Raw genomic sequence first — 23,795 nt, 5'->3', positions numbered from 1 at the left:
ATCAGTGTGGAGCAGGTCCGTTTTTTATTGTGTTATAAGCAGTTTTCTCAGGAGGATTATGTCATAGATGTTTATTTCAGTGTCCTGACATAGGTCGGCTGCCTCCCAGTCGGCAAGGTCACCGTTGCCAAGGAGGAACTGCTGTACCGTTACAAGATCGGAAACATTCACAGCTCCGTCCTTGTTGGCGTCACCCATGAGCTTTGACGGAGCAGGCTCCGTAGTAGTAACGGGCGTCTTTGTGACGTATTTTTCTTTCAGTGCAAGAAGATTACTATGGAGCTCATTGTCTTTCATTTTATAGGTCTTTCTGTCATAGTGGAGGTCGGTAACGTCCCACATTACAGGACAGATACCGCCCCTTGAAAGAGCTGCTTCACATACCGATGTGAGATAGCGGCGGACAGACTCGGGGTCCTTGTTGTCCTTGGTAGCGCCGTACTCGCCGATGATAACGGGTATACCCTTGTCCACAAAGGTGGTCTTGACAAGGTCCATCTGCTGCTTCAGCTCTGCAAGCTCCGCGTCGCTGCCCCAGGTATAGGCTGATTTGCCCCAGTCGGCGTCCTCGGTGAGGATAGTGAATGTGGAGGGAGTATAGTAGTGCACCGATACTGCGCAGCGTCCTGCGGGATCAGTGGGCATTTTGAACAGGGGATCGCAGGTCAGGTCGATGGAGGTGTTGTAGCCTGATATGAGCAGATGACGCTTAGCGTTATTGCCGCCCGACTTTCTGACGATGTCAACGAAGCTCTGGTTCACCTCGTTCACATAGCCGAAGCTTTCAGCCTTGCCGTTGGTGCTGCCGCTCCACTGGTTCCACACATCGTTCCAGCCAAGCTCCTCGTTCTGAGACTCGAAAATAAGCTTGTCGCCGTAGTCCTTGAACTCATCGCTTACCTGAGTCCAGATAGCATTGTACTTCTTCATGACATTGTCGTGATCGGTGGGGAGCTTTTCAAGCCAGCCACCGTCCCAGTGCAGGTTCACGATAACGTAGAGGTCGGCGTCCAGCGCCCAGTCTGTGACCTGTTTTACCCTCGCCATGTATTTATCTGAGATAGCAAAGCTTCCGTCCTTTGACATCATATTGGACCATGCAACGGGGATACGCAGTGAGTCAAAGCCCTCTGCGGCGTATCCCTTGATGAGGTCCTCGGTAACAGTGGGGCTTCCCCATGCAGTTTCGTAGGCATTAGGTGTGCCGTCGCCCCACTGTTCTATCCAGTCACCCGAGGATTCAAAGGTATTTCCAAGATTGATACCTATTCCCATGTCATTGACTATCTCCATGGTCGTCATGTCGCGCATAGGCTGTGCAGCCCTTGTGTCTGCCGCCGAATAGCTCCCGAGAAGAGAAGCAGCCATAACGGCAGAGAGAGATGTGAATATAATTTTTCTGATCATAAAAATTCCTCCATTTTTAATATCCCTGTAAACGAACTTAGTTACCCAAGAACATTATAGCACTTCCAGCACGAAAATGCAACATAATTTTAATATAATTCTTGTGAATTGAGTATAAAAATTGCTATATATATGAATATACACATATAAACTGCACCTATGGTATATAAAAACATGGTGCAGCAGACGCTGCACCATGAATTCAGTCTTCAAAATCTTCTATAAGTCCAAGTAGCTTCTTCTGTATTTCCAGAGCGTCATTGACGGTAAGACCGTCTTTGCTGCCTGCAACATCACCGTTTATACGTCCCTGAGCCTTGAGGTGGTGTGGGTCGGAGCCGTTGTCGCCGTATTTATCGGGATTGGAGATCGCCTGCATTATGAGTATAGCGTCTGCCAGCTCTACTATCCCGTCGCAGTTTGTATCGCCGCGGAGCTCCGATGACTGCGGGGAGGCAGAAACTACCTCAAGGAGGTTGGCTATATCCATCATGGAGCTTATACCCTCGGGAGTTGTCACCTTAACGGAGTATTTGCCCACACTTGTGCTGTCGGGAGCGTCCCTGATATATTTCTGAGCGGTGGCGCCTTCAATGGGCTCACCGTCATGATACCAACGGAAGCTGAGGTCGCTTCTGCCTGTCATCACATAGAGGAACAGGCTGTCGGAGTCCTTTATCCGCAGATCGTGGTACGCTGTGTATGTAGTTATAGCTGCGGGGATCTCCACGTTTTTTGCGGTCATATCTCCCAGCAGCTTCCAGTCGTTGGCACTGTCCTGGAGGAACAGGCGTACCGAGTCGACAGGAGTGCCCGGCTTTAGTCCCATGACCTCAAAGGGCACCCTGAACTCTACCATTCCGTCCTTCCACTTGCACTGGCAGCCTGCATAGGAGTCATGATTGAAGTAGATAAATCCGTTATCGGCGTAGTAGAGCCAGTAGCGCTCACCGCCGCTGTAGACCTCAAGATTGTACACAGGTGCAGCGGCTGCGTCGGACATCTTTCCCATAACGTATATAGCGTTATCATCAGCTTTCAGAGACATGGACTGTCCCTCGGCGGACTTTATAATGTTATCTTCCTTCCACTCGCGGGGATTTGACATGGTGCCGTCGGCTATGGTCACACCGTCAAGGGTACCAGGAGCAACACCGCTCTGAATTCCCAGTATAATGTTCTTCTGGTACATATCGTTATCAGTGCCGTGCTTGTCAGACTTTTCGATCTTTACGGTACCCATGCGGTTAGCGCCAAGCTGAGGATCCCACACGCCCTTGTTGGCAAATCTGATACCGTATTTAGGATACAGAGGGGGAGTGCAGTAAAAGTTGGTACCGGTTTGGACCTGTGGAGTTATTCTCAGGTAGATGTTCCAATCGCCTGTTGCTATATTGTCGGGAAGCTTTATGGAAATATCGTTGTCGATATGCCTCTCAGTATCCCATTCCGTGTCATTTTTGAATCTGACGTTGGTACTGTATATCACGCCGTCCTTTTCAAGGATAACGGACTGCGTCGTGGGGAAGACCACCTCGCCGAAGCCAGTGTTTTCCAGGGAGAAGTTCATTCTCAGGTCGCCGCCCTGAAGGGCTTTTGCAGTATTCTCAGCCTTCCTTACTACAAAGCGGTAGCCCAGATGGTCGCGTATGAACTGAAAGACGGTCTGACCGTAGTATGCGGAATTATCAATGCCCTCCACGTCATACTCACTGCCGAAGGTGTAGTCCTTGTAAAGCTGGAAGATATTGCTGTTTATGTAGCTGAGACGGGTCTTGTACATTTCGGGGATCGCGTTTTCGGGGAGGTAGGTGTCGAACTGCTTGGCATAGTCGATATTTCCCGAGAATTCGCCGCCGAAGTAGGTGTGGTGAGTGACGCGGCTGAGCCATTCGGTCTCTTTTTCGCGGTCTGCGTAGGTACCCAGATCACTGTCGCTGCCCATATAGCCGTCATCGTAAAGTCCCACGCGGTCCAGGTCGAGTATACAGGGAAAAGGATCAACAACTTCATCTCTGCCGGAGAAGTCATACTTTTTGTAGTATTGTTCATCTGCCAGGTCGGAGCGTTTCAGCCCCATCAGTTGAGCAAAGGTATCGGGAGTTCTCACAGTTACGGGCACAGGCTTGGGAACCGCATTGAGCATGGCTTGCAGCAGCTTTACCTTGTAGTCAACGCTGGTGTACTTGCCGCCGTGCTGTTCGCCCCATTTTCCAACGAAGCCGCTTTCCACATAGGCGAGAATGTCCGCATTGTCAGAGAGTATCCTGCTCTCCTTTATCTGCTTTATGTGGGCGAGTACCTGATTGAAGTCGGCGGGCTCGGGATCATCCTTGCCGTTGGCGTCATAGCGGAAGCGCACAGCTATCATACAGCCGTTCTTGCGGCAATTGTCAAAGGTCCGGCGCCATGAATTGAAGAAGGTCTCGTCCAGGTCGTAGTCCTTGCCCTCGGTATAATTGCCGTCCGCGTCGGTGGTGCCGTTCATTCCCGAGGAGAAGGCTCCGATGTCGATAAAAAAGAGAACGAGACTTCCCGTGGGACTGTAAACAGGGGTACTGCCCGGCTTGCATACTGCCCATACCGTATTGGTGTAGCCTGCGCCCGGGTTCTGTATAGTCTCTACGGACTCGGTGTAGTTTATGCCGCTGTCCGCCATTTCGTTCTCAGCAGCCGCAGACGGTATCACAGGCATTGCAGAGAGGAGAAGTGAAGCGGTAAGCATTGATGAGATGAGTTTTTTCATAGTGTTTTCCTTTCTGTTAAAGAACAGGCGCTTCCACCGCGTGAAAGCGCCATGCTGTTCAGTTGATATATTCGGGAGAGATCTTCAGCTCGCCTGCTGTGATACGCTCCCTGAGCTTTTCGATTGGAACGGGCTTGCTGAAAAGATAACCCTGTGCGCGGTCACAGCCTATGGTCCCAAGGAAGGCGAACTGCTCGGCAGTCTCAACGCCCTCGGTCAGAGACAGCATATGGAGCTGCTTTGTTAGACTTACGATGTTCTCAAGGATAGGACGGGTCTTTTCGTTGTCCTTGAAGCCCGAAAGGAACTTCATGTCTATCTTCAGAACGTCGAACTGGTAGTCCTTGAGTACATTCAGCGACGAGTAGCCGCTTCCGAAGTCGTCCAGCCATACCTTGTAGCCGAAGCTGCGCAGGCTCTTAATGGCGCTGGGGAGGAAGTCCTGCTGATCGGTGAGGGCGCTCTCGGTTATCTCGATGTCGATGTAATTCTTTGGAACGCCGTATTTCTCCACGGTCTCGCAGAGGTACCCGACTATATCGCACAGCTCAAAGTCAAGGCGCGAGAAATTGAGGGATACGGGAGCGAAGGGCTTCTTGTTGTCGGAAGCGTCGCGGTAGTCCTTGCATACGGCTTCGATGATGTATTTGTCCAGCTTGTATATCTGGCGGTACTCCTCCAGTATCTCGATAAATGCGCCCGGGGAAAGGAGACCGTAGTTGGGGTCCTCCCACCTTGCCAGAGCCTCAAGGCCGCAGATACAGCCGTTTTGGGTGGAGACCACGGGCTGGTAGTAGACCTTGATGTAGCCGTTGGCAATGGCATTGTCGATGTTGTTGACGATGTAGTGCTTTAGCTGGAACTTATCCTCCAGCGACTTGTCGTAAATACGCAGGGTCCTGTCATAGTGCTTCTTTATGCTGTTGCAGGCAAATCTTGCGCGGTCACAGGCAAGGCTGACGTCAGCCTCGTCTCCCACGGGCTTGTAGGCACCGCATTTCAGCTCAAGGTGCACCTCACGCTGTAGCCTTTTTATCTCGCCCGAAAGTTGGCCGATGATGTTCTTGGCTCCGTCTATACGTGTGAGGACTACGAAATGGTCATCGGAAAAACGTGACACAAGTGAGCCTTTGAAGGAATCGTCTATCATGTGAGCCACCTTTATGAGGAGCTCATTTCCCTCGTGGAAGCCATATTTCTCGTTGTAGGACTTGAAGTTTTCTATATCGAAGAAAAGGAAGATGGCGTTCTCTTTGTCGGTAGTGACATAGGTCAGCACCTTTTCTGCCTCGTTCCTGAAATAGACCATATTATGTATACCCGTAAGCTCGTCCTCAACGGATATTTTGGAGAGGTGGGTGTTTACCTTTTCAAGGTTCTCATCCTTCAGCGCCTGAACGCGGGTGTTGTTGTAGTTGGCTATGCAGACCATCATAGTCGAGATCCACATGATGAAGAAGTTTATCTGTGTGGCGACAGTAGCGCCGAATTCACCTGTATTTACAGCCACCATCTCATTCATTCTGTAGTAGAAGTATACATAGGAGACTGAGGCGAGGACAAAGGCTATATAGGGCTTCCAGGTCAGCAGGCACAGCGAGAAGAGCTCCATTGTAAGGAAGGTGAGAATCTGCTCGCCCTTGGAATAGTCATTCAGTGATATTTTTATGCCGAAATATATGCAGACCAGCGTGAATATCCATTTAACCACCGTGCACAGGTATCTTTTGTCCTTTTTCCCCCTCATGAAACGGACCGCAAAGAAAAGCATTATCACTCCCGTAAATGTGAGAATGAAGTAGTTTATATAGTATTTTTCTATGTAGTGTATCATGTTGCTCTGGAGGTTGTCGCGGAAGATATTTACCGTCATGCGGATTATCATCCATACCTCAAGAACGATGACAACAATGGACATATATATACTTGCGCGCATATTCGTAGTGTAGAAATAGTCGCGGACATATTTGCTCTGTTTTTCAAATCCGAGTCCATTCAGTATTGCTCTCATATTAACGCCCCCTGGTGAAAAAAATGAAACATTTTTCAATTTATTATAACATATTGACGATAAACTGTCAATAGAAGCGGTAAAATATGTGAGATTTCAACATAGAGTCATAAACCGCCAGTAAATTACAGTGTGTCATATTTTATTGTTATATCATTATAATCGCCCCCTGACAGTCATGCTCTCTTGCTTTTTTTAATCATTAATGATATAATATTATCTGAAATAACAAAAAGGAGGGAGTCCATGAGAAGGTCGTTGCTGAAAAAAACAGCACTTGCTGTCCGCGAGAGGCTGGATATGTTCCTGGGCAGTCAGGCGGAGAGCCTGCGCTTCGAGGCGTTCTTCCGCAGTGCGGCAGGGCTGTATATGGCTGAAAACAGCTTTATCTCACAGGCTGACCTGTTCAGTCTCAGTGGGCTTCTTCCTCATATTTTTCCGTCCTTCGGCAGAAATGAGGAGAGAGTAAGGGAAGCTTCCGCACAGGCGGCTGCCGTTCTCAGTGAACTTCCCTCAGAGGTGTGGAGAAGCGGTGTACAGATAGTGGGACAGCTCTATCAGTACTTCATCAGCGGCGAGCGTGACAGTGTCTCGCAGGGCATGAAGAAGAACTCAAAGGTGTCGGCGGAGTGTCTGCCTGCTGCAACACAGATATTCACTCCCGACTGGATAGTCCGCTATCTTACGGAGAATACTCTGGGACGGGTATTTGCGGGAAGCTGCGGATTTGACACCTCAGCCCTGAGCTATTACGTGGAGCGTGATATTACGGTCCGCAGGCGCTCTCACGAGGACATAACTTTCCTTGACCCCTGCGTGGGAAGCGGCAATATCCTTGTGTGTGCCTTTGATATGTTTATGGAGCTTTACCGCTCTCTTGGCTATGACGCCAGCACTGCGGCGCGAACTATCCTCGCCCGTAATCTTTATGGACTTGATATAGACAGCCGCGTTTGCAGGATAGCCCGTTTCGCCCTTATCATCAAGGCTGCGGAGCAGGACAGGGAGCTTCTCTCCGGCGGTATTTCGCCCCGTATCTATGATATGAGCGAGCCGGAGGTGTCGGAGCAACTCCGCGGCAGCGGTGTTTTCGGCAGTCTCATAAGACCTGACCCCCAAGGCAGTAAGCTCCGCGGAAAGGCGAAGGAAGTCCGTGAGGTGATTTCGCGGAAATACAGCTGTGTTGTCACAAATCCGCCCTATCTGTCAAGCGCCCGAATGAACAGGGAGCTTCTCGCTTTCCTTAAAAAGGAGTACAGCGGCTTCTCCGCGGACCTTTTCGCGGCATTCATAGTACGCTGCTGTCAGCTTGCGGAGGAGGACGGCTACACAGGCTTCCTCACGCCCTATGTGTGGATGTTCATCAAGAGCTACGAAAAGCTGAGAAGAATGATGTTTACGGAGAAAACTCCCGAGACTCTTGTGCAGCTGGAGTATTCCGCATTCGGCGAGGCTACGGTGCCTGTCTGCGGCTTTACTCTGCGGAACACTCATACCGATGCAAAAGGCGTTTACTTCCGTCTCAGCAACTTCAAGGGCGGACTTGAGGTGCAGCGTGAACGGTTTCTTGAGGCAGTAGGTAACAGAAACTGCGGCTATGTTTATGAGACAGCGGCTGCGGATTTCGGCAGGCTTCCCGAATGTCCTGCTGCGTACTGGGTCAGCAGCAGGGTCAGGGAGCTATATGAAAAATATCCCTCTCTCGGAAGCATTTCCGCTCCCAGAAAGGGCAATTCGACCTCGGATAACAACAGATTTCTGCGCTATTGGTACGAGGTGGACTTCAACAGGATAAATACCGACCGCAGTGCCATTGACAGGGAGGAGACCCTGGAAAAGCGCTGGTTTCCCTACAATAAGGGAGGCGGCTTCCGAAAGTGGTACGGATTCAATGAATTCGTGATCGACTGGTATGACGATGGGGCGGCAATAAGGGCGATACCTACGGCTGTCATCGCCAATTATCAGTATTTCATGCGGGAGGGACTGACCTGGTCCACTCTCACAAGCGGCAAGTTCAGCATAAGGCAGTTCGGCAGGGGGTACATCTTCGATAACGGGGGCTGCTGCATATTTGAACTGGGGGAGCGAAAAAACTTCATCTGCGGACTGCTCAATTCAAAAGTCTTTGCCTACATCTTCGGTCAGCTGAACCCCACTCTCAACTTCCAGTCGGGAGAGGTGGCGAAATTCCCCGTGATATGCAAGACTTCTGCGGAAACGGACAGGCTTGTGGAGGAGTGTGCGGAAATATCAAAGGCAGAGTACGATTCATTCGAGACCAGCCGTGATTTCAGGCGGCATCCGCTGATTTAGGAGGGATAAGATGTCCGATAACCGAAAGCTCAACGTGAAAAGGACCGCTTCTGCGGTACTTATTGCCGCAGCTGCCATCTGCTGCGCAGTTCTTGTGATAAAACTGAAAAAGGGCTCTCAGGCAGTAGGAAAGCTCAGCGCAGCTGCCCCAGAACGGGACACCACCTCAGCTGCGGAGACAGCGACAGAGACTGTTCCTGTAACAACTGCGGAACCCACTACCGAACCTCCCGATGATGTAACGGTGCGTATAGGGGAGATGTCTCTCCATGAAAAGGTCTGTCAGCTTTTTGTGGTAACTCCCGAAAGTCTTACAAACGGTGAAAATTATTCCGTGGCAGGGGAGATGACAAAGGCTGCCCTGAAGGACTATCCTGTGGGCGGACTGGTCTATTTTGCAAAGAATATAGACTCCGCGGAGGCTATCTCACAGATGATCGCAAATACGAAGCACTACGCCGCGGAGCAGGGAATGGTGCCGCTTTTTTACTCCGTGGACGAGGAGGGCGGCACTGTTGCAAGGTGTGCGGAAAAGGCAGGCACCAACTGGTTTTCTTCTATGTACTACTACAAGGAAGGCGGAAAGGATATTGCCTTTGCCAATGCCGAGACCATAGGCTCCGACATTGCGGGACTTGGCTTTGACCTTGACTTTGCTCCCGTTGCGGACACATGGTCCAATCCCTACAATACGGTCATAGGAAGCCGCGCATACAGTGATGATTTTCATCAGTCCGCGGAGCTGGTAGCTTCAGCGGTAGAGGGCTTTCACAGCGGCGGTGTTTACTGTACTCTCAAGCATTTTCCGGGACACGGCGACACCGCAGGTGATTCCCATTACGGAGCGGTCTACACCGACAAGACCATCGCCGAGCTCACACAGGGGGAGTATCTCGCCTTTGAGAGCGGTATAGCCTCGGGAGCGGACATGGTAATGGTTGGGCATATCACCATGAATGGCGTTGACGGACTGCCCGCCACACTCTCCCATACCATGATAACAGATGAGCTTCGGGGCAGGCTTGGTTTTGAGGGGGTAGTCATAACGGATTCCCTTTCCATGGGGGCAGTTGCCGATGTGTACGGCAGCGGCGAGCTTGCGGTCAAGGTAATAGAGGCGGGAGGAGATATGCTGCTCATGCCACGTGACCTTGGCGAGGCAGTCAGGGGAGTTGAGGCTGCTGTCGGTGAGGGGCGTATCACCGAGGAGCGCCTTGACGAGAGTCTCGACAGGATACTGCGCCTGAAATCGGAAAGATCGGATATAAAAAAGGACGGAATATAAGTGCCATGCTGTCATGTTAATAACATAAATCAAAATTTAGCGCGTATGCGCTAAGTTGATAGTTGAAAGTTGAGAGTTGAGAGTTAATGTGTTCGCTTCGCTCACAATATTTAAATATTGTCGCCGCAGGCGACTCCACAACTTTCAACTCTAAACTCTCAACTCTAAACTTAAATCAAAATTTAGCGGAGCTAAATTTTGATTTATAATAGCAAACGAAAATGCCCCGAAGCGCTGTAAAACGCTTCGGGGCAAAACTTATGTATGGTTATATATCTTCATCGGAGTCTCTTTCAAGCTCCACGGTCTTCCTGCGCCAGTCATTTGCTGCCAGCTCATAGGCGGTGTTGAAGTACCGCTCCGATTCGTTCATATCGCCCATGCGCTTCAGGCATCTTGCCTTGTCGAGGGCGATTCCGAAGGCTATGGACTTCACATCGTCGTACTTTTTCAGCAGCTTCAATGCGTTTTCGTACTGTTCATGTACCATAAGGGACTCAAAGTAGGCAGTATCTATAAAATAGTCGACCCATTCATTCTTCCCGCGCATACGCGAGAAGTATTTCTCGCCGTGCCTGAGCCAGTATTCCGTGTTTTCGATGTCCTTTCTCGCAGAACTGAGCTGTATCAGCAGAACGTGGTACATTATCATGTTCTGTTGAGCATTTGTGTCCGCACGGTTTTCGGCAGCTTTTTCCATGTACTCCATGTCGGTGAGCTTCAGCTTCTCCTCGGCATCATCATAGCGGTGAAGGGAGAGATAGGCTTCTCCTAGGAACATAGCGTACTGTGAGATAAAGAGTTTGTTATTCTCCTTGTCTTCGAGACAGACACTGAGCTGCTCCTCCATCTCTTTTATGAGCGGCTCTGAATATCCCTCATCTGCGATACGCAGCACAAGACTTCGGAAGGTCCTGTACTTCCCGTTTAGGCGGGGAGCGATAAAAAGTGCGATGATGATATTCACGATAACAGATGCAATTGCAGCGAAAACAAGACGAAACGGCACCGAGCCCGAGGTCTTGCTGCCTGCAAGGGCGGTCACGGCGTCCACTCCTGTTATCAGTCCGAATATAACAACAAACATCAGTGCCCAGCGCTTTATGAGCCTTATGAAAAAGGCGGCAGGACTTGCTTTTGACGTATTATCCATAGTGTATCATGCTTCATTTTTTATGAAGCCCTTTCTTAGTATGGGTATGAGGATACCTCCCACAGAGTTTCCGAGAGTCATTATCAGCAGCCACAGCAGAGCCTTGCCGCTCCATGCTTCTGCAAGGGTGAAGTAGAACATATTGGCGACGCAGTGCTCAAATCCGCTGAGGATAAAGACCGCAACGGGAAGAAATACCGCAAGTATTTTACCGACACTGTTGCTTATTGTCTTGTAGCCGTCGGCGGCGATGAACATGAGCAGCCCGCAGAATATCGCCAGTATGAATATGCTCAGAGGAGCGTCGCTGAGCTTCGTATCGCACATGGCTGCTGCCTTTTCCGAGATGCAGCAGATACGGGTGTTCAGTACCAGGAATGCAGAAAGCGCAGTGCCTGTGAAGTTGCCCAGCCATATGACTGTAAGGCTGAATATGTAAGACGGTTTGTTTTCAACAGCGTATCCAACCTTGCCCGTGAACAGATCGAAGCCGAAGCTGAGGATAACGAAGAGTCCCGTACCGAACAGGAAGGCTCCGAGGTATCTGTTGTCACAGGAGAGGTAAGCTGTGCCGCCTATGGCGATAGCAATACCTGTTGCGAATGCTCTGAGGAATGTATCGAGGATCTTTTTCATTGACAGACTTCTTTCGTGGTAAAATATAGTTAGAAATATCTAACTGTAACTATACCATTATAACACGAAGGGGAGTCTTTGTCAAAATATGTGTGCATTGAAAAGGCTCCGAAGGGCTCGGAGCCTTTGGTTCTCGGATCAATCCGACATAGGTTCTATAAGGATCTTTCTCAGTGAGATCAGGTCGAAAACGTCTTCCGTACTGTCGCCGTTAAGGTCGCAGGATCGGGTCAGTTTCACCTTTCCGTTAAGGTAAAGATGATAGTACACAAGGTCAGCTACATTTACCGCGCCATCATTGTTAAGGTCTCCTCTGAGAGGCTTAGGCGGAGCTGTTGTTGTGGTAGTCGTGGTTAACGAAGTAGTGGAAGATGTGGGCGAAGTGGTGGTAGTCTTCTTTGTTGTTGTGGAGCTTGTGGTAGTCTTTGAGGTGGTGGAAGTTGTTGTTGTAGAAGTAGTGGTAGTAGTTGTAGACTTGGAAGTGGTCGATGTAGTGGTAGTTGTTGTAGGCTTTGATGTTGTTGAAGTAGTAGTTGTGGTCGTGGTAGTTGTAGGCTTTGATGTTGTTGATGTAGTGGTGGTAGTAGTTGTAGTAGTTGTTGTCGTTGTTCCCGGGCCTATGGGAGCGGTAAGCACATAGTTGCTCTCCGAGATGTCGGGATAGGTGAAGTGTGTGATGTTGTAGTCATTTTCGGGAGTATGGTTGGTGAAGAAGCTGTCAGAGCCCTTGAGGAAGTAATCATACTTCACCTCGCGGCCGCCCTTTCCGTCGGTGTCATCCCAGGTAACGTCAACAGCGTACCAGTTATCGTCCTCCATCTTTACATAATTCCACATATGACCTGTATTGCCCTCTTCATTGAGGTTGCCGAAAACGCAGATACACGGGATATTGAGCCTGTCGCACATGAGCTTGAAGGCTTCGGAATAGCCCTCGCAGACAACGCCCGGTTCAACTACAGCACCGAGAGAGGAGCTGCTGAATCTTGCGCCTGTGTCATAGTAGGTGAACAGTGCTATGTAATCATGTATCTTTTTCAGCTGTTCATAACGGGTATCACCTGTAACAGGGATCTTGTCCAGTCCTTCGGTCAGCTTGTCCCCGTACTCCTTCGCCTCGTCAAGAGATTCAAAGCCCTTGAGGTAAGCGGGAGTTATAATGAGGCTGCGTATCTTCAGTGTGTATTCTCCCGTCCAGAAGTTTGAAGAGCTGGTGGTATCTTTGCCGAGGGCGATGTTGATACCCGAAGGCTCGATCCAGTACAGCTCCGGTCTGTCAAAGAGAGCTGCGTCGATACCCGGCTTGCAGGCGCTGAATACAGCCAGCTGATACGCCTCGTTGTCCTCATCGGTGAAGCGTGTGGAATTGGGCAGTGCCGAAAGCTTTACCGAAACTGTTTCGGGAAGCCTGATGGTAATGGGAGAAACTGTTGGACCGTCAAGCTCTGCGAAGGCGTTATAGACCGCCAGATTGTTAGTGTCGATCTGATCCTTGTAGTTGTATGAGCCGCTTTTGTAATTGGACTCAACAGCAGGATACTCAGGCAGCGTGAGTGAATTTGTGTCAAGCTCGCCCAGAAACAGCTCCTCCTCGCCAGAGGCTGTATAGGTATTTTCAGATACGCCTTCAGCGGCGGCTGCTCCGAACCCTGCGCACATAAGAAGTGCGGCTGATGTGATGAATGAGATCGTCGATGAGATTAATTTTTTCATACAGATACCTCCTAATTGAAGCAATTAATTCCCATCCCCTGAAATTATTTCTGTATACTTCTATTATATACAAAATATCCATAAAAGTCAATGATTATTTCTGCTTTTCATGTAATATTCACATTGGCATAAAACTTCAAAACGCCATTCCAAACAGGAATACCGCTATATATAGCCGAATAGTGCCGAAAACCACAAAAAAACCGTTTTTCCTTTATTATAATTTGTTATATTGTCTCTTGAAAATACTACTATGCTGTGATATACTGTTATGTGGAGATTTTGTGCGGTTTACTGCACTTATAATATTTGAAAGGTGAGATTACCGATAATGAATTTATCACAGATGACTAAGGAACAGCTTCTCTCGTTCAAGAGCGAGAACGAAAAGCTCTACAATGACTTCAAGGGTCAGGGGCTCTGCCTCAATATGTCAAGAGGAAATCCCTGCACAGAGCAGCTTCAGCTGAGCGTTGATATGCTCAGATCCTTTGATGACGGGAACTTTATGAGCGAGTGCGGCACAGATGTCCGCAACTATGGTGTTCTTGACGGTATCCCTGAGGCTAAGAAGCTCTTTTCCGATATGATAGGCGTTCCTCAGGATCAGGTCATCATCTTCGGTAACTCAAGCCTTAACGCTATGTTCTTCGCTGTACAGTGTGCCTTCAACAAGGGCGTTCTCGGAAACAAGCCCTGGTCACAGTGCGGAAAGATCAAGTTCCTCTGTCCCGTTCCCGGATATGACAGACACTTCAAGGTAACCGAATTCTTCGGCGTTGAGATGATAAATATCCCCATGACTCCCACAGGTCCCGATATGGACATGGTAGAGGAGCTGGTAAAGGACGAGGCTGTAAAGGGAATCTGGTGCGTTCCTCAGTATTCTAATCCCGACGGTATCTCATACAGCGACGAGACAGTAAAGCGCTTTGCCGCTCTCAAGCCTGCTGCAAAGGACTTCCGTATCTTCTGGGATAACGCTTACTGCATCCACCACCTTACAGATAAGCCCAAGTACATACTCAATATCCTCGATGAGGCAAAGAAGGTCGGCAACGAGAATATCGTTTACATATTCGGTTCAACTTCAAAGATCACATTCCCCGGTGCAGGCGTTGCTGTTATGGGCGCAAGCAAGGAGAACGTTGAGGACCTGAAGAAATACCTGGGTATCAGCATCATCAGCTATGACAAGATGAATCAGCTCCGTCATGTGAAGTTCTTCGGCACCTTCGAGAATATGCTTGAGCACATGAAGAAGCACATGGCTATCATCGCTCCCAAGTTCAGACTTGTATGCGACGTTCTCGAAAAGGAGATCGCTCCTCTCGGTATCGGCGAGTGGACCACTCCCGAGGGCGGCTACTTCATCTCATTCAATGCTCCCAATGGCTGCGCAAAGAGGATAGTAAAGCTCTGCGCAGAGGCAGGAGTTACACTTACAGGCGCAGGAGCTACCTTCCCTTATGGTGTGGATCCCGAGGACAAGAATATCCGTCTTGCTCCTACATATCCCACTATAGAGGATCTGGCAAAGGCTATGGAGCTCTTCGTTATCTGCGTAAAGATTGCAGCTGCCGAGAAGCTTCTTGCTGAATAAGAATAAATGATACAAAGCCATAGTACGCGTACTATGGCTTTTTTGTTGACAGGTACTGCTGTTCATTGTATAATTGGATTATACTTATACTGGGGGAGTGATGTCGATGACTGATGCAGAAGATATATTTTTTTCGGGAGGGACAATGTTCGGGTACTGGCTTACGGCTGTCATATATATGGTCCTGCCTGTCATCGCCTATTTCATCATGAAAGCCTTCGGAGCCGCAAGGCTGCTGCCTGTTATAGCAGGTGCGGTTATGTACTTCATAGCCGTAAAGCTCTGCGACCTGACGGTGTGGATAGCTTTTTTCTCAGCTCCGTTTTCAGTAAAGCAGGCGGCAGCTGTGGAGCTTGTCTGTATATTCGAGGAGACGGCACGGTGGCTTGCCATGAAGTATCCGCTTTTCAACATAAAGTCACCGGGTGCCGCAGTCTGTTATGGTATAGGTCACGCAGGCATGGAGTGCTGGATGAGAGGTGTCGGTACATTTAAGCTCATCGGTATCGGCAGCAGGCTCAACAGTGACGGCATTAACTCGTTTATCAGCGGCAAGACTCCCGAAAAAGCAGAGGAGACCCTCCGGGAGCTTCAAAGGCTTGCGGATAAGGGAATTATAACCGGTATAGCGGGCTCATTGGAGATAATGACCAACTTCGGATTTCATATCGCACTTTCGCTGCTCATATTCAAAAAAATGTATGAGCCCAACTTCAAAAAGCGCTGGCTGTTGTTGGCGATAGGTCTCCATTACGCACTGAATTGCATAAGCTGGTTGTCGTCTTTCAGCGGAAGTCAGCTTATTACGAGTATAGTGGGAATGATCACAGGTGTAATTATCATAGCTTTAGTATGGCGTATTATAGACGGCAGAAGCGTTGTGGACGAGATACTTTACCCGCTTGACATATAATAAGCCATTAGCCTTTAGCCATCAGGAAGCGGCTTTGCCATTAGGATAGTATCCGCAAATAGCAAATAAAATGCCCCTGAGTGTTTTACAGCACTCAGGGGCATTTTATGTATGGGTATCTGACTTAATGGCTTCGGCGCCATGATTTATTTGGACTGCGCAAAGACCTCATCCTCGATCACATTGCGGTTAGCGTCGAGGTCGTCTATCCAGAGCACGTTTCCAACGTCAACGTCCTCTCCGTGGAATGTGCCGTCGGCAGGTATCTGGATCTGCTTTATGGTGTAACGTGCACACAGCGGCATTCTCAGAGAGAGCAGATACATATTCAGTCCTGACATATTAGTGGCAACATCGGGTATAACATCGGAAGCCAGGTTCTTGAACATTGAGGGGCGGAAGCTCTTCATCTTTGCAAAAATGAGGGACATTACGCGGCGCTGGCGCTCGGTGCGTTCAAAGTCGCTGTTGCCCACCTTTCTTATACGTGAGTAGGAGAGTGCCTGCTTTCCGTTAAGGTGAAGCCTTCCTCCGCCGCTGAGCAGGTCGGAGTTCCTGTCATCGCCTACCAGCTCGTTTACCTCGGATATGAGGATAACGTTTATCTCCTCTGCCTCTGCGTCGGAGACCTGAAGGTCTATGCCGCCAACTGCGTCGACCAGTGATACGAAGGAGACAAAGTCCACGGAAACATAGTCATCTATGCGGACATCGAAGTTGTACTCGATAGTGTCCATGAGCAGCTCGGGACCGCCGAATGCGTAGGCAGCGTTCAGTTTGTTCCAGCCGTTATCGGGGATCTCCACATAGCTGTCGCGCATGAATGAAGTCATGATGATCTCGTTGGTCTTTCTGTTCAGCGAGACCAGTATCATAGAGTCGGAACGTCCGCGGTCGTCGGCAGTTCTGCCGTCGGTGCCTATGACGAGGATATTCTTAACATATCCCTTGCCAACTGAGTCTGCATAGTGGTTGCGGTGACCCTCGGGAACCTTGTTTACCTGCTTAATCAGGCACACTGAGGTACATGAGTATATTCCGAAGAGCAGCAGGAAAAGTATGAGGATTATGTGTACTATCCTGCGGATTATCTTTCCCAAAAGGCTCTTGTGCCTGCGTTTTTTCTTCTTTTTCTTTGGAGGTTCCTCCTCATGATGGGGAGCTGGTGGTTTCTTGCCGCCTGAGGGCTGAGGTCCTGGTGCAGCAGGAGCTGCCGGGGGCGGCGGGGGAGCATATCCGCCTCCGCCTGTGGTGTTTGTACCGTAGCCCTGAGGAGACTGCCTTTCATAGTCATAGTAGCGGCGGTCGCTGTAGTCGAACTGCTGCTGTGGAGGCGGCGGCGTGGTATGAGGGAACTGAGGCGGCTGCTCCGTCTTCGGGAATTGAGGCGGAGCACCTGTACTCTGTTGATACTGAGGAGACTTAGGCTGAGCCGTGGGCTGCTGAGAGCCGGCAGCCGGACGGCGGTTTACCTTTCTCAGGGGAGGAAGGTCCGACTTTGGAGCGCCGTAGTCCTCTAAATCGTTGGGAAGCAGCACTGTATCCTCATTGTCTGTATTTTGTATGTCGTCATGATCTCTGCCATTATATCTGTTTGACATGGTCTTTCCTTTCTGTTCCTATGCTTTAAGAACCTGTATCAGGCATTGCTTCCGACACAGGTTCTTCGTTTTGTTATGGTTTTTTTATGCTCACCGCGATGTATGTCAGTGCTGCCCACGCCAAGTTGTATACCGTGACGGCAGTTGCCGACATATACAGGAAATTGGTCTGGAATGCCTTTGAGAGTATCAGCAGCATACACAGCACAAATCCCAGGAGTATTGAAGCGGATTGCAGGATAAGTCCGATTATCGCTGAAGAATGGACTATCTTTGTGCCGATGAGAAGCTCGGCAAGGGAAGTGAATTTTCCCGTTGTAGCCATTGAAGCACTTAGACGGACTGCTTTTTTGGTCTCCTCATAGAAGTCCTCATGGAGCTTCTTGGGAAGTATCCTTGCCATTTCCTCGGGTATACCGAAGAGGGTATTGAGCTTTTTCAGTGTTATGCAGGGGTCTATGCTCTTGATGAACATACATATCTTCTGTTTGCTCAGCTTCTTTGCCCAGCGCTTTACGTAGCGGTCGGCAACTATATCGACTACAAAGAGCGCAGCCAGATTTCCTGAAATGGAAAGATAGAGTGCGTCCTTTCTGCCGTCCACGAACTCAGCCTCCTGAGTCTTTGTGGGAACGCCTTCGATATTGTGGCTGGTCATGAGCTCGCGGTTTCCGAAGAGCACACGCTTATTGTTTATCCAGCCGCACATTCCCATTCCCTCCTCATAGGAGTAGTTCTCAATGGGATAGAGGGCGCCGTTCCTGCCTGCAATAACGTCTGTAAAGAGCTGTGACATTATGCTTCCTGCGGTAGCTGTAAGACTTGCAGCCTCCAGCAGAGCCTCGTCCAGCTTTGTATTTGAGAAGACCTTGATACCGTCCAGTCTGACAGTTCCCTCGGGGAAGAGAGTGCCTGCGTCGATGAGTATGGAGTTGGTGTCGTAGAAGTCGTCAACGCTCTGATAGCCCAGCATTATGCCCTTGTTCTTGATAGCGCTTTTGGACACGTTCTCAAGGGGGATATTTACTACAAAGGGCATTGCTATACATGAAGTAGCGCATATCAGCATACTGAAAATGGAGAAACCGAAAGCGGCAGACTCCATGGTAGTGAATGTGCCCTTGCAGAAGAATGTGAGGAAAAGAGAGACTATTATTGAAACTATGAGACACAGGGGCGAAGCCTTGCGGCAGAAGTCATCGGTCATATCCGAGGAGTATGTGTATCTCAGGAAGTCTGTGAGGAAGTCCGTTTTCCTCATGGAAGCGAGGATAGGGAAGTCGCCGAGAGTTCCGCGGGTAATGCGTTCGGCTCTGTCCTCGTCGGTAACATAGGTAACGCCGTGCCTGTCGAAGTTCTTTGACACGAACTTGAAGTTTCTTGCGGCTCGTCTGATGATGAGCAGCTTTCCTATGGAATTTATCAGCAGAGCCAGTATACCCACAGGCATATAGATATGGATATTCTCAGAGCTTACCAGGTCAGGGCGCATGTAAGCGGGGATAATAGCGATAAGACATGAAAGCGCAGTGACTGCGGTCATGGAATCGCTGTCCGCCTTGAAGCTGAGAAGCTTTTTCACGCCCTTGGTAATGACTGCCATTGATGATAGCAGCGAAATGATACCAAGTACAAGATGTATGGTCAGGTATGTCTTTATGTGTGACATACTGAGAAAATCAAGTATAGGAAGCTCAAACTGATTGGTCACTGTAATGAACAGGCTAAGAAAAGCTGTCATTGCCAGTATGAACACCCTCACGGAGATGGTGCTCTTCAGTTCATATATATCCCTGCCCACGTCCTCTACATCGCCGTAGTAATTGAAGTCAACGATGCGCTTGGTGCGCTTTGACTTTGAGTGGAGGGACATGAACTCGTCAGCCTCCTGAGTGATGTGTACATCAAGCTGACCTGCGTTTATATCAGCCTTTTCGCTGAGATTTATGCTGGTGAGCTCAGCTCTTGGAGCGGGCTCAACAGGCTTTGCAGCTTCAACTGCCGCAGGCGAGGGGACTATATCCGTTATCTGCTTTTTGCCCTCGGGGCTTTCCGCAGCCTGGATTATCTGTATCCTGCTTCGTTTTTTCTTTTTGAACTCGGGAGGAGTATACATATACTCTCCCTCGGGAGTCTCCCTTGCATAGGTATAATCGTTGTCCTTGCCGCGCCTTTTCTTGCTTCTCTTCTTTGCGCTCTGTACCTCCTTGGCTCTGGTGGAATCGCTCATTCTCCTTATTTTCGGAGCTTCATCCGGAGTCATCTGAACGGGAGTAATAGTGCCTGAGGGGATCACCTTTCTCTGGGGATTGGTGCGTATCTCGCTCATGGCGTCCGAGCTGACCACGGCTATCTTGTGCCTTGAGAGGTCGGCAGGCTTTACATCGTCCGCAGGTGTATCGCTTCTGAGAGCGTTATCGAAAAGAGCGGACTTTTCATGAGACACGGGAGGTCTCGATTTGGCTTTCTCAACGATGTCGGGAGCTTCAACAGTAGAGTTCAGTATTTTCTGGGCATCGACTCTGCCCACTTTAGTCTTTGGTTCCTGGTTATCGGGAGAGTACTCGTCAAGAATAGCCTCCAGCGATGGTTTCTGTTCCGACATAATTATCTCCTTATTTGCTTCCCCTGCGCTGGCGGAGCACCTCATACATGAAGATGCCTGCCGCAACGGAAGCATTTAGTGAATTTATCCTTCCCAGCATGGGAAGCTTTATCATGAAGTCGCATTTTTTAGCGATAAGCTTGCTTATTCCGAAGCCCTCAGAGCCTATTACAAGACCAACTCCGCCTGTGAAGTCAGTTTCGGAGTAGTCTGAGCCCGAGGCGTCTGTGCCGTATATCCACACACCGTTTTCCTTGAGGGTGTCGATACAGGCGGCAAGATTTGGCACTCTTGCTACGGGGACGTAGCTTGCCGCTCCTGCCGAGGTCTTGAAGACGGTAGCGTTGAGAGAAGCGCTCCTGCGCTTGGGGATAATGATTCCGTCAGCGCCCGATGTCTCGGCAGTACGTATGATAGCGCCGAGATTATGTGGGTCTTCAATTTCATCGCATATGATGATGAAAGGCTTTGTGCCCTTTTTCTGTGAGACTGCAAGAATATCCTCAACAGTCACATACTCTCCGCAGGCGCCCTCAGCGACAACACCCTGGTGGGAAGCGCCGCCGGAAAGGCGTGAGAGTTTTTTATCGTCGGCGTCCTTGACTACGACGCCCTGTTCCTTTGCCATTTTGCGGATAAGTCCGAGACTTCCGCCGTTTCCGTCTATGTAGATAGTATCGAGGCTCGCACCTGATTTCAGCGCCTCGATGACGGGATTACGTCCGCATATGATATTTTCGGACATCTCTGTAGTTTTTTTATCTTTTTCCATACCTTACAGCGGGCTCGAAATGCCCATCTCCTTTTGTTCTGTATAGACCTCTTCCCAAAAGAAAAGATCATTTTCATTATACCATTATTGAGCTGAAATTACAAGAGCTTTTTTTATTTTCTGCAAATTACCGCGGAAAGGGGCGGCTGCTCATCTGTTTATATCTATCACCGACAGCTCGGGACGGTTGAAGATTCTTGGAATGAATATCATTCTCAGAGGTCTGGCAAGACCTACGCTTATTATATGTACTGTGCCGTCATATTCGTACATTCCCTGAGTATAATCGGGAAAAATGCCCTGGTCGGGGGCGTAGAGTCCCTGATCCAGCAGCTTAGGTATCCTCCACTGACCGCCGTGGGCATGACCGGAGAGGATAAGGTCGAAGTTCTCGGTGTTATTGAGCCCCTCGCCCAGGTAGGCGTCTATCTGTTCGGGCTGATGGGCGATGAGGATATTGTAGCAGCTGCCGTCGAGAGTATCGAAGCACTCTTCCAGCTGGGTTTTGTGTTTGCCCCAGGCAACAGAATCCTCTGCGCCGTATATCCTTACCTTTTCGCCATTTATCTCGATCTCGGAGTATTCTCCCAGAAGCAGGGGACATATCTCCCTTACGCTGTCGTAGAACTCCTCGGTATCCTTGCGCATTTCCTCGTGGTTTCCGGGAGAATAGAAGCAGGGGTACTCGGCAGAAAGCGCCTTCATGAGGGTAAGTGCGTGCTTTGTGCCGCCCCAGGCGTCTACCACGTCACCGCCGAAGATGACTATATCAGGCTTTGCGTCATGTACTTCATCTATGAGCCCCGACTGGTCTGTACCGCCGTAGAAGCAGTTGTGCAGGTCGGATATAAAGACTATCCTCATGCCCTTCTGAAGCTTGGGGCTTTTAACATCGTAGCTTACTGTCCGCATAGTAAAGCCCCATGCAGACAGCAGCACCAGTATCAGCAGTACAATGGCGATAATAAGCCTTTTTTTAGCTTTCTTTGACATTATTTGCCTCTTTCAGCGATGATGTTCATCATCTCACCAACGTTTTTCATTCCCGAGACCTCACGCATTTTGAAGCGCATACCGAATTCGTCCTCCACTGCGGCAATGAGGTTGATATGCTCTATGCTGTCCCAGTCCTCGATGTCATCGGAGGTGGTCGATGGGGTAACGGAAATGGAGGGGTCACCGAAAACGTCGCGGAATACCTCATTAAGTCTTGTTGTTATCTCGTTATTATTCATTGCTGTTCTCCTTATCATGGATTTTTATTACTTTGTTCCTGTTTTCGTAGTTTCCGATATCCATGTGCCAGACTGAATCACCGTTTTCCGCCAGACTGTCCCGCGTAAATCCGAAGGTGCCGTAAAGCTCGGAGACCAGGTTGTTCTTCAGCGTCTTATAGTAATAGCCGTTGAGGCGGTCAATGCCTCTTTCCTTGGCAAGTCGTACAAGCTCGTCCAGCATGGCAAACTCCATATCTCTTTTCAGTACGCGGCAGCTCATGAGCCAGAGCTCTATATCAAGCTCCTTGCCGCGGCATTTGCCTATTACTACGGAGACTATACCGTTGTCGCCGAATTTGTCCAGAAGCCTTCCGCAGAGACAGATATGGTCGGGACTGATGCTGACCTCGTGTATCTCGTTCTCAGTGTAACGCCTTGTAGTCAGGTTGAACTGATTGCTCTTGTTGGTGAGCTGAGTTATTCGCTGGATATAAACGGGCTTGAAATCGCAGATAACTGCGTTCATATCGAGGCTGAGGAGATAGTCCTCATAGCTCTCGAATTCCTTACGCTGTGCCGCTCTCTGAGCGTTTGCCTTGTACATCTCAGAGCGGTGCATATCGTCCTCGGAGACAGAAGTGACCTCGAAATAGCCGCCTCTTGTGAGCTTGTACATCGCCTCATGGACGTTGCTCAGGTTCACGGTCTGTACCATGGGCAGCTGTCCCTCAACGATAGCGCACTCGGCGGGATTGTCGTCAACGAATACGAAGCTGTCCAGTCCGAGACTGAGATCCTCAGCGGACTCGGCGATGTTCCTGTCCTTGGGCTCCCAGTTTGCCTTTATGGAGACAAAGTCGGAGGGGGAGAGGATACTGCTGGGGTGCTGAAGTCCCAGTATGGCGTTCTCCTTCTCGTTCTTGGAGCATACTGCAAGAAGCACTCCGTAGTTCTTATAGCCCTTTATGAAGCTCTGGAACTCCTCATAAGCCTGTCCCACAGCAGTCTCGGGACCTATCTCGATACCCTCCTGACCGTCGTCGCCTATGACGCCGCCCCAGAGGGTGTTATCAAGGTCAAGGTCGATCACCTTGTGGTTCTTGCCGTAAATGGACTTGATTATGCAGGCAAGGCTGTATGCAAGGTCGGGGATAACAGCTGTGCTCATGGCATACTTGTAGAGATACCACGCTTCTGCGTCGTGCCAGCGGGAGAGTCCGCAAACAGCGGAAAGGTAGTTTATATCGTGGATATAGAGTCCGTGAGCGTTTCTCGCATAGTCCGAGAACATGACGTTCATGCGGTCGATGAAGGCTCCGTGACCTGTCACGCTCCAGCCGTCATAGCTGCCTGTCCTTCTGAACAGGGGAAGCTCGAAGTTGTTCTGTATAATGGGGCAGGAATAGCGTTCTGTAAGGCTTTCCCAGACCTGTCTGAATATGCCGAACTGCTCCTCAAGGCGCTGCTGCACTCTTTCGGGCTTTTCAGCGGGACTTTCGGGCATGAGCGTAAGATTTCTCGAAGTTGTATGGATATAGATTATGTCAGGGTCAAAGCTGTCCAGCTCGGGGTTACCGAAAACTGCGTCCTCATAGAACTTGTTGTACTCCGACTGGTAGAATTCGGGTTCAATGCCGAAATTCAGAAGAAAAAGCTCCAGTGCGGATACGATGTGGTTAGTCGTTGAGCCCCCCAGCACAGCGACCTTTTTCTTGACGCGGACAGTTCCGTCGGAAAGCAGAGCCTTTTTCAGAGCAAGCCTTCTGCGTATTATGTCCTTGCCGTCAAACGGAAAGTTCAGTTCTCTCATTTTATCT

General features: G+C 49.6%; 16 protein-coding genes. 4 read left to right on the top strand and 12 right to left on the bottom strand.

From position 1 onward, the window contains the following. Positions 1–24: 24 nt before the first annotated feature. The 3 genes from T488_RS0110390 to T488_RS0110380 all read right to left on the bottom strand — a co-directional run bounded on the left by T488_RS0110390 (position 25) and on the right by T488_RS0110380 (position 6,164). Positions 25–1,407, bottom strand: a complete 1,383-nt coding sequence (locus T488_RS0110390) for a cellulase family glycosylhydrolase (protein WP_037297720.1) — start codon at positions 1,405–1,407, stop codon at positions 25–27. A 202-nt stretch (positions 1,408–1,609) separates the two neighbouring features. Further along, on the bottom strand, positions 1,610–4,153 hold the full coding sequence (locus tag T488_RS0110385; protein ID WP_028520740.1) for a DUF4832 domain-containing protein: 2,544 nt from the start codon (positions 4,151–4,153) through the stop codon (positions 1,610–1,612). Positions 4,154–4,211: 58 nt separating this feature from the next. After that, positions 4,212–6,164, bottom strand: a complete 1,953-nt coding sequence (locus T488_RS0110380; protein ID WP_028520739.1) for a bifunctional diguanylate cyclase/phosphodiesterase — start codon at positions 6,162–6,164, stop codon at positions 4,212–4,214. A gap of 246 nt (positions 6,165–6,410) precedes the next feature. On the opposite strand from T488_RS0110380, the gene T488_RS0110375 reads away from it, so the two are divergent. After that, a complete protein-coding gene (locus T488_RS0110375; RefSeq protein ID WP_028520738.1) occupies positions 6,411–8,480 on the top strand; it encodes an Eco57I restriction-modification methylase domain-containing protein in 2,070 nt (689 codons plus the stop codon). 10 nt (positions 8,481–8,490) lie between these two features. Continuing rightward, positions 8,491–9,765, top strand: a complete 1,275-nt coding sequence (locus tag T488_RS17620; protein ID WP_051536418.1) for a glycoside hydrolase family 3 protein — start codon at positions 8,491–8,493, stop codon at positions 9,763–9,765. A gap of 268 nt (positions 9,766–10,033) precedes the next feature. Here T488_RS17620 and T488_RS0110365 read toward each other — a convergent pair whose 3' ends face one another. The 3 genes from T488_RS0110365 to T488_RS0110355 all read right to left on the bottom strand — a co-directional run bounded on the left by T488_RS0110365 (position 10,034) and on the right by T488_RS0110355 (position 13,267). Continuing rightward, complete coding sequence (locus tag T488_RS0110365; RefSeq protein ID WP_028520737.1) at positions 10,034–10,918, bottom strand: YrdB family protein; 885 nt, start codon at positions 10,916–10,918, stop codon at positions 10,034–10,036. 6 nt (positions 10,919–10,924) lie between these two features. Beyond that, positions 10,925–11,554, bottom strand: a complete 630-nt coding sequence (locus tag T488_RS0110360) for a formate/nitrite transporter family protein (protein WP_028520736.1) — start codon at positions 11,552–11,554, stop codon at positions 10,925–10,927. A 138-nt stretch (positions 11,555–11,692) separates the two neighbouring features. Continuing rightward, positions 11,693–13,267, bottom strand: coding sequence for a transglutaminase domain-containing protein (locus tag T488_RS0110355; RefSeq protein WP_028520735.1), 1,575 nt, complete (start codon positions 13,265–13,267; stop codon positions 11,693–11,695). Positions 13,268–13,598: 331 nt separating this feature from the next. Between T488_RS0110355 and T488_RS0110350 the strand changes: the two genes are divergently transcribed. Beyond that, positions 13,599–14,870 (top strand): aminotransferase class I/II-fold pyridoxal phosphate-dependent enzyme, encoded by a 1,272-nt coding sequence (locus T488_RS0110350; RefSeq protein ID WP_037297716.1) that lies wholly within the window; start codon positions 13,599–13,601, stop codon positions 14,868–14,870. A 145-nt stretch (positions 14,871–15,015) separates the two neighbouring features. After that, positions 15,016–15,783 (top strand): YhfC family glutamic-type intramembrane protease, encoded by a 768-nt coding sequence (locus T488_RS0110345; protein ID WP_196243300.1) that lies wholly within the window; start codon positions 15,016–15,018, stop codon positions 15,781–15,783. Between the two features lie 146 nt (positions 15,784–15,929). Here T488_RS0110345 and T488_RS18800 read toward each other — a convergent pair whose 3' ends face one another. The 6 genes from T488_RS18800 to T488_RS0110315 all read right to left on the bottom strand — a co-directional run bounded on the left by T488_RS18800 (position 15,930) and on the right by T488_RS0110315 (position 23,788). Beyond that, positions 15,930–17,384 (bottom strand): LCP family protein, encoded by a 1,455-nt coding sequence (locus T488_RS18800; RefSeq protein ID WP_051536417.1) that lies wholly within the window; start codon positions 17,382–17,384, stop codon positions 15,930–15,932. Between the two features lie 73 nt (positions 17,385–17,457). Beyond that, positions 17,458–19,989, bottom strand: a complete 2,532-nt coding sequence (locus tag T488_RS0110335; RefSeq protein ID WP_028520732.1) for a hypothetical protein — start codon at positions 19,987–19,989, stop codon at positions 17,458–17,460. Between the two features lie 10 nt (positions 19,990–19,999). Continuing rightward, positions 20,000–20,761 carry a 23S rRNA (guanosine(2251)-2'-O)-methyltransferase RlmB gene (rlmB, locus tag T488_RS0110330; RefSeq protein ID WP_028520731.1) on the bottom strand — a complete coding sequence of 254 codons (762 nt, stop codon included), beginning with the start codon at positions 20,759–20,761 and terminating at the stop codon, positions 20,000–20,002. A gap of 150 nt (positions 20,762–20,911) precedes the next feature. Next, positions 20,912–21,754 carry a metallophosphoesterase gene (locus tag T488_RS0110325; protein WP_028520730.1) on the bottom strand — a complete coding sequence of 281 codons (843 nt, stop codon included), beginning with the start codon at positions 21,752–21,754 and terminating at the stop codon, positions 20,912–20,914. Next, entirely contained in the window at positions 21,754–21,996 is a 243-nt protein-coding gene (locus tag T488_RS0110320; protein WP_028520729.1) for an acyl carrier protein, read from the bottom strand. Before T488_RS0110320 ends, T488_RS0110325 begins: the two co-directional genes overlap by 1 nt. After that, positions 21,989–23,788, bottom strand: a complete 1,800-nt coding sequence (locus tag T488_RS0110315; RefSeq protein ID WP_028520728.1) for an HAD-IIIC family phosphatase — start codon at positions 23,786–23,788, stop codon at positions 21,989–21,991. The genes T488_RS0110320 and T488_RS0110315 overlap by 8 nt, the downstream gene beginning before the upstream one ends. Positions 23,789–23,795 lie beyond the last annotated feature (7 nt).

Origin of the sequence: Ruminococcus flavefaciens ND2009 (genome assembly GCF_000621785.1) — a bacterium.
Classification (GTDB): domain Bacteria; phylum Bacillota; class Clostridia; order Oscillospirales; family Ruminococcaceae; genus Ruminococcus; species Ruminococcus flavefaciens_C.
Note: the sequence above shows the minus strand (reverse complement) of the source record. Positions and strands in the feature narration are given on the sequence as shown.

What these genes read in the sequence shown, in the direction of transcription:
- T488_RS0110315 (WP_028520728.1), bottom strand. Translation starts at nt 23,788, where the DNA reads ATGAGAGAACTGAACTTTCCGTTTGACGGCAAGGACATAATACGCAGA.
- T488_RS0110380 (WP_028520739.1), bottom strand. Translation starts at nt 6,164, where the DNA reads ATGAGAGCAATACTGAATGGACTCGGATTTGAAAAACAGAGCAAATAT.
- T488_RS17620 (WP_051536418.1), top strand. Translation starts at nt 8,491, where the DNA reads ATGTCCGATAACCGAAAGCTCAACGTGAAAAGGACCGCTTCTGCGGTA.
- T488_RS0110360 (WP_028520736.1), bottom strand. Translation starts at nt 11,554, where the DNA reads ATGAAAAAGATCCTCGATACATTCCTCAGAGCATTCGCAACAGGTATT.
- T488_RS0110350 (WP_037297716.1), top strand. Translation starts at nt 13,599, where the DNA reads ATGAATTTATCACAGATGACTAAGGAACAGCTTCTCTCGTTCAAGAGC.
- T488_RS18800 (WP_051536417.1), bottom strand. Translation starts at nt 17,384, where the DNA reads ATGTCAAACAGATATAATGGCAGAGATCATGACGACATACAAAATACA.
- T488_RS0110375 (WP_028520738.1), top strand. Translation starts at nt 6,411, where the DNA reads ATGAGAAGGTCGTTGCTGAAAAAAACAGCACTTGCTGTCCGCGAGAGG.
- T488_RS0110365 (WP_028520737.1), bottom strand. Translation starts at nt 10,918, where the DNA reads ATGGATAATACGTCAAAAGCAAGTCCTGCCGCCTTTTTCATAAGGCTC.
- rlmB (WP_028520731.1), bottom strand. Translation starts at nt 20,761, where the DNA reads ATGGAAAAAGATAAAAAAACTACAGAGATGTCCGAAAATATCATATGC.
- T488_RS0110385 (WP_028520740.1), bottom strand. Translation starts at nt 4,153, where the DNA reads ATGAAAAAACTCATCTCATCAATGCTTACCGCTTCACTTCTCCTCTCT.
- T488_RS0110325 (WP_028520730.1), bottom strand. Translation starts at nt 21,754, where the DNA reads ATGTCAAAGAAAGCTAAAAAAAGGCTTATTATCGCCATTGTACTGCTG.
- T488_RS0110390 (WP_037297720.1), bottom strand. Translation starts at nt 1,407, where the DNA reads ATGATCAGAAAAATTATATTCACATCTCTCTCTGCCGTTATGGCTGCT.
- T488_RS0110345 (WP_196243300.1), top strand. Translation starts at nt 15,016, where the DNA reads ATGTTCGGGTACTGGCTTACGGCTGTCATATATATGGTCCTGCCTGTC.
- T488_RS0110320 (WP_028520729.1), bottom strand. Translation starts at nt 21,996, where the DNA reads ATGAATAATAACGAGATAACAACAAGACTTAATGAGGTATTCCGCGAC.
- T488_RS0110355 (WP_028520735.1), bottom strand. Translation starts at nt 13,267, where the DNA reads ATGAAAAAATTAATCTCATCGACGATCTCATTCATCACATCAGCCGCA.
- T488_RS0110335 (WP_028520732.1), bottom strand. Translation starts at nt 19,989, where the DNA reads ATGTCGGAACAGAAACCATCGCTGGAGGCTATTCTTGACGAGTACTCT.